The organism is Psychrobacter sp. (assembly GCF_035469765.1).
Taxonomy (GTDB): domain Bacteria; phylum Pseudomonadota; class Gammaproteobacteria; order Pseudomonadales; family Moraxellaceae; genus Psychrobacter.
Window position 1 is genome coordinate 1 of the sequence record NZ_DATIRM010000062.1, and the last position, 4175, is coordinate 4175.

The following is a 4175-nucleotide window of genomic DNA, read 5'->3' on the forward strand; positions in this document are numbered from 1 at the left end:
ACAAGGCTTCGATTTTGTTGAGTTCGTCTCACAAGAGCCTGAGCTTGTCGAAGAGCTGTTTCGCAACCTTGGCTTTACCCATGTCGCCAATCACCGCTCAAAAGATGTTGCCTTGTTTCGCCAAGGAGACATCAACCTCATATTAAACCGTGAGCCAAAAAGCCATGGCAGCTACTTTTTAGGTGAGCATGGCGCAGGTGCTTGTAGCATGGGTTTCCGTGTAAAAAATGCCCAACAAGCTTATGATTTGGCGATCGAAAACGGTGCTGAACCAGTCGATGTAAAAACAGGGGTGATGGAGTTACGTCTACCAGCAATCAAAGGTATCGGTGGCTCGCTCATTTATCTTATTGACCGTTTTACGGCTGGTAATTCTATCTATGACATCGATTTTGAATATCTGCCTGATGTCGATAAGCATCCAAAAGGCTTTGGCTTTAAGGTCATCGACCATCTAACGCATAACGTCTACCGTGGTCGCATGGCGTACTGGGCTGACTTCTACGAGCGTATCTTTAACTTCCGCGAAATCCGTTATTTCGATATTAAAGGCGAATATACTGGCTTGACCAGTAAAGCCATGACCGCACCTGATGGCAAAATTCGTATCCCACTGAACGAAGAATCAAAACAGGGCGGCGGTCAGATCGAAGAGTACTTAATGCAATTCAATGGCGAAGGTATCCAACATATCGCGCTATTGAGTGATGATTTATTGTCTAGCATCGACAAGCTAAGAGAGATGGGCATTCCGCTCATGACAGCGCCAAACGATACTTATTATAAAATGCTTGATGAGCGTCTACCAGGTCACGGCGAAAATATCTCTGAGCTACAAATGCGCGGTATCTTGTTAGATGGTACGACTGAGGGTGATGTTCCGCGTCTGCTGCTACAGATTTTCTCTGAAACCATCTTAGGCAGCCCAGTATTCTTTGAGTTTATCCAGCGTAAAGGCGATTATGAAGAAGGCTTTGGTGAAGGTAACTTTAAAGCATTGTTTGAATCTATCGAGCGCGACCAAGTACGCCGCGGCATGGTTGGTCAGACAGAGACTGAAACGCCATAATTGTCAGAGATTTTTTAAGAGTACTTTTAAAAAAGCACTCTTGAAATAAGTATTAAAAGGGCAAGATGAAAGGGGTTTATCTTGTCCTTATTACCTTTGTTACTCTGCTATTTAATAATAAAACGCCCAAAGCTAGGCAGACAAAGTGAATAAAGCAAATGACTGATACCAAGGTATTGGATTGATTGCAATATAAGGAAACTAGGCATGGAAAGCCGTCAAGAGAGAACTACTCATATAAAGCCTGTCAGTGGCAATTTGCTAAGCACTGAAGCTTCTACCCATCATTTAACTCAGGAGAAGCAACCTTACGTATCGCGTCAGCCAGACAATCATGGTCATATTCATTATAGTGACGATGAAAACGCGATGTGGCAAGCGCTGCTTGAACGTCAAGCCAAGCAAATACCCAATCGTGCCAGTTTAGCCTATCTCAAGGGTTTAGAGAAACTCAAATTACCGGCAACGCACATTCCACAACTACAAGATATCGACGACATTTTGCAAGCCAGTACCGGTTGGCAAACCGCTGCTGTACCAGCGTTAATCAGCTTCGGTAAATTCTTCACACTCTTAGCAGATAAACGCTTTCCAGTCGCGACCTTTATCCGTCGATTTGATGATATGGACTATATCGAAGAGCCAGATATTTTTCATGAAATCGTCGGGCACTGTCCGCTGCTGACCCATCCTGCGTTTGCAACTTTTAATGAGACTTATGGCAAGCTTGGTCTCAATGCGACTAAGCAAGAGCGTCTTTATTTAGCGCGCCTGTATTGGTTCACCATCGAATTTGGTCTAATGGGTGCTACCAAAGAAACCCGCAAGATTTATGGCGGCGGTATTTTAAGCTCACCGTCTGAAACCATCTATGCACTAAGCGATGAACCGGACTGCCGTGCGTTTGATTTGATTGACGTATTGCGCACTCCTTACCGTATTGACCAAATCCAGCCTATCTATTATGCGATTGATGATTTGGATACGCTATTCGATATAGTGAATAGCGACATTATGGGCGCTGTAAAAAAGGCGATGAGTTTAGGACTGTTTGAGCCAACGTATGCTATCAAAACGGCTTAATAGACAGTGCATTTTTCATAAGTAATAAAAGAACCAACGTCAACACGGACGTACATTTATTAAAAAATTAATCGTTAAAATAAAAGGACATTACAATGACGACATTATCACAAGCCAGCTGTGAAGCCTGCCGTATTGGCGCACCGACAGTCAGCGACAGCGAAGCAACAGAGCTATTACAACAAATTCCAGAGTGGTCATTGATTGAAGTCGATGGCATCAAGCAATTACAGCGCCAATATAAATTCAAGAACTTTGTCTTAGCAATGGCATTTGCCAATGAGCTTGCTGAGATTTCTGAGGCAGAAGGGCATCATCCGGGCATATTGGTAGAGTGGGGCAAGGTTACGGTCACTTGGTGGTCGCACAGCATCAAAGGTTTGCATCGCAATGATTTTGTCATGGCAGCCAAGACCGACAGCTTACTCGCCAAATAATCAGAGTAGCAATACTGCTAGCAACTGATTAAACTTGTCACCCCAAAATCAAACCCCAATGCCAGAAACCACTGGCACACTAAGGATGTGTGATGCCTCCAAAAATTCTAACCCAAATCTCACCGCAACTGGCATTTATGATTTCAGCCATTGTCATTGCTATCATGGGCGTTACTATGATTGGCTTTGGCTGGGTACCGCATTTATCATTAATCCTCGCTATCTGTGTCCTGCTAGGCATTGGTATATTTAAAGGGTTAAGTTTTGATGATATGCAAGCGCAAATGGCATCCGGCGTTATGCGCGGTATTGGTGCGATCTATTTATTCTTCTTTATCGGTTTGATGGTCGCTGCCTTAATGATGTCTGGTGCTATTCCAACCTTGATGTATTTTGGCTTTGAGCTGATATCACCGCAATATTATTATATCTCAGCCTTTGTGTTGACCTCTATTATCGGTATTGCATTGGGCAGTAGTTTGACGACTGCTGCAACACTTGGCGTGGCGTTTATTGGTATGAGTAATGCCTTTGATGCCAACGTTGCGATTGCTGCGGGCGCTGTAGTATCAGGGGCGTTTTTTGGTGATAAAATGTCGCCATTATCCGACACTTGTACCATTGCTTCAGCAGTTGTAGGCATCGATTTGTTTGAGCATATACGTAATATGATGTATACCACAGTACCGGCATGGATATTAACGGTTATATTGTTTTGGTTGTTCTCAGGACAGACGGCTGGCTCTGATTTGAGTCAAGTGACAGTGCTACAAGGGCAACTGATTGACAGTGGCTTGGTACATGGCTATGCAGTACTGCCATTTATAGTCTTGATTGCGCTGGCGCTACTTCGAATCAATGCTATTTACACCATTATCTGTACCATCGCTGTGGCAATTATCATTACCTACATACATAGCTCGCCAAACTTTGGGCAACTGGGTGGTTATTTCTTTGCAGGTTATACACCAGCAGAGTCGCTAGAGCTTGGTGAAGTGGGCGGTATGTTGTCGCGTGGCGGCGTACAGAGCATGTTCTTTACGCAAGCGATTGTGATATTAGCGCTGAGTTTAGGTGGGCTGTTGACGGCATTGGGGATTTTGCCAGCACTGTTATCCGGTATCAAAGATAATTTAACGACAGCTGGGCGCGCCATTTTTGCCGCTGCCATGTCAGCACTGAGTATCAACGTCCTTATTGGTGAGCAGTACTTGAGTATTCTTTTATCGGGTACGGCATTTCGTCCGACGTTTGAGCGCTTGAATTTGCATCCAAAAAATCTATCACGTACCATTGAGGATGCTGGTACCGTTATCAATCCACTTGTACCATGGAGTGTGTGCGGTGTGTTTATCAGCCAAGCGTTAGGTGTGCCAGTGCTTGATTATCTGCCTTATGCGTTCTTCTGTTATTTATCACTGCTACTGACGATATTATTTGGTTTTACAGGGATAACCATTACACGCAAAGATGGTTCTAGTGTCCGTAAACACCAAAAGGCACAAGCAGTTCATTAAAAAGAACAGCGGTTTATTAAAAAGCGATTAAATACCAACCCCTTTAAGGATAGTTATTCTTTAAAGGGG

General features: G+C 43.9%; 4 protein-coding genes. All 4 read left to right on the forward strand.

The window, feature by feature from the left end; genetic code table 11:
• On the forward strand, positions 1–1069 hold a 1069-nt coding region (gene hppD / locus VLN09_RS01670), incomplete at its 5' end, for a 4-hydroxyphenylpyruvate dioxygenase (protein ID WP_325243449.1).
• Positions 1070–1276: 207 nt separating this feature from the next.
• On the forward strand, positions 1277–2152 hold the full coding sequence (phhA, locus tag VLN09_RS01675) for a phenylalanine 4-monooxygenase (RefSeq protein ID WP_325243451.1): 876 nt from the start codon (positions 1277–1279) through the stop codon (positions 2150–2152).
• 95 nt (positions 2153–2247) lie between these two features.
• Complete coding sequence (locus tag VLN09_RS01680; protein ID WP_325243453.1) at positions 2248–2589, forward strand: 4a-hydroxytetrahydrobiopterin dehydratase; 342 nt, start codon at positions 2248–2250, stop codon at positions 2587–2589.
• A gap of 92 nt (positions 2590–2681) precedes the next feature.
• Positions 2682–4106, forward strand: coding sequence for a Na+/H+ antiporter NhaC (nhaC, locus tag VLN09_RS01685; protein WP_325243455.1), 1425 nt, complete (start codon positions 2682–2684; stop codon positions 4104–4106).
• Positions 4107–4175: the final 69 nt, after the last annotated feature.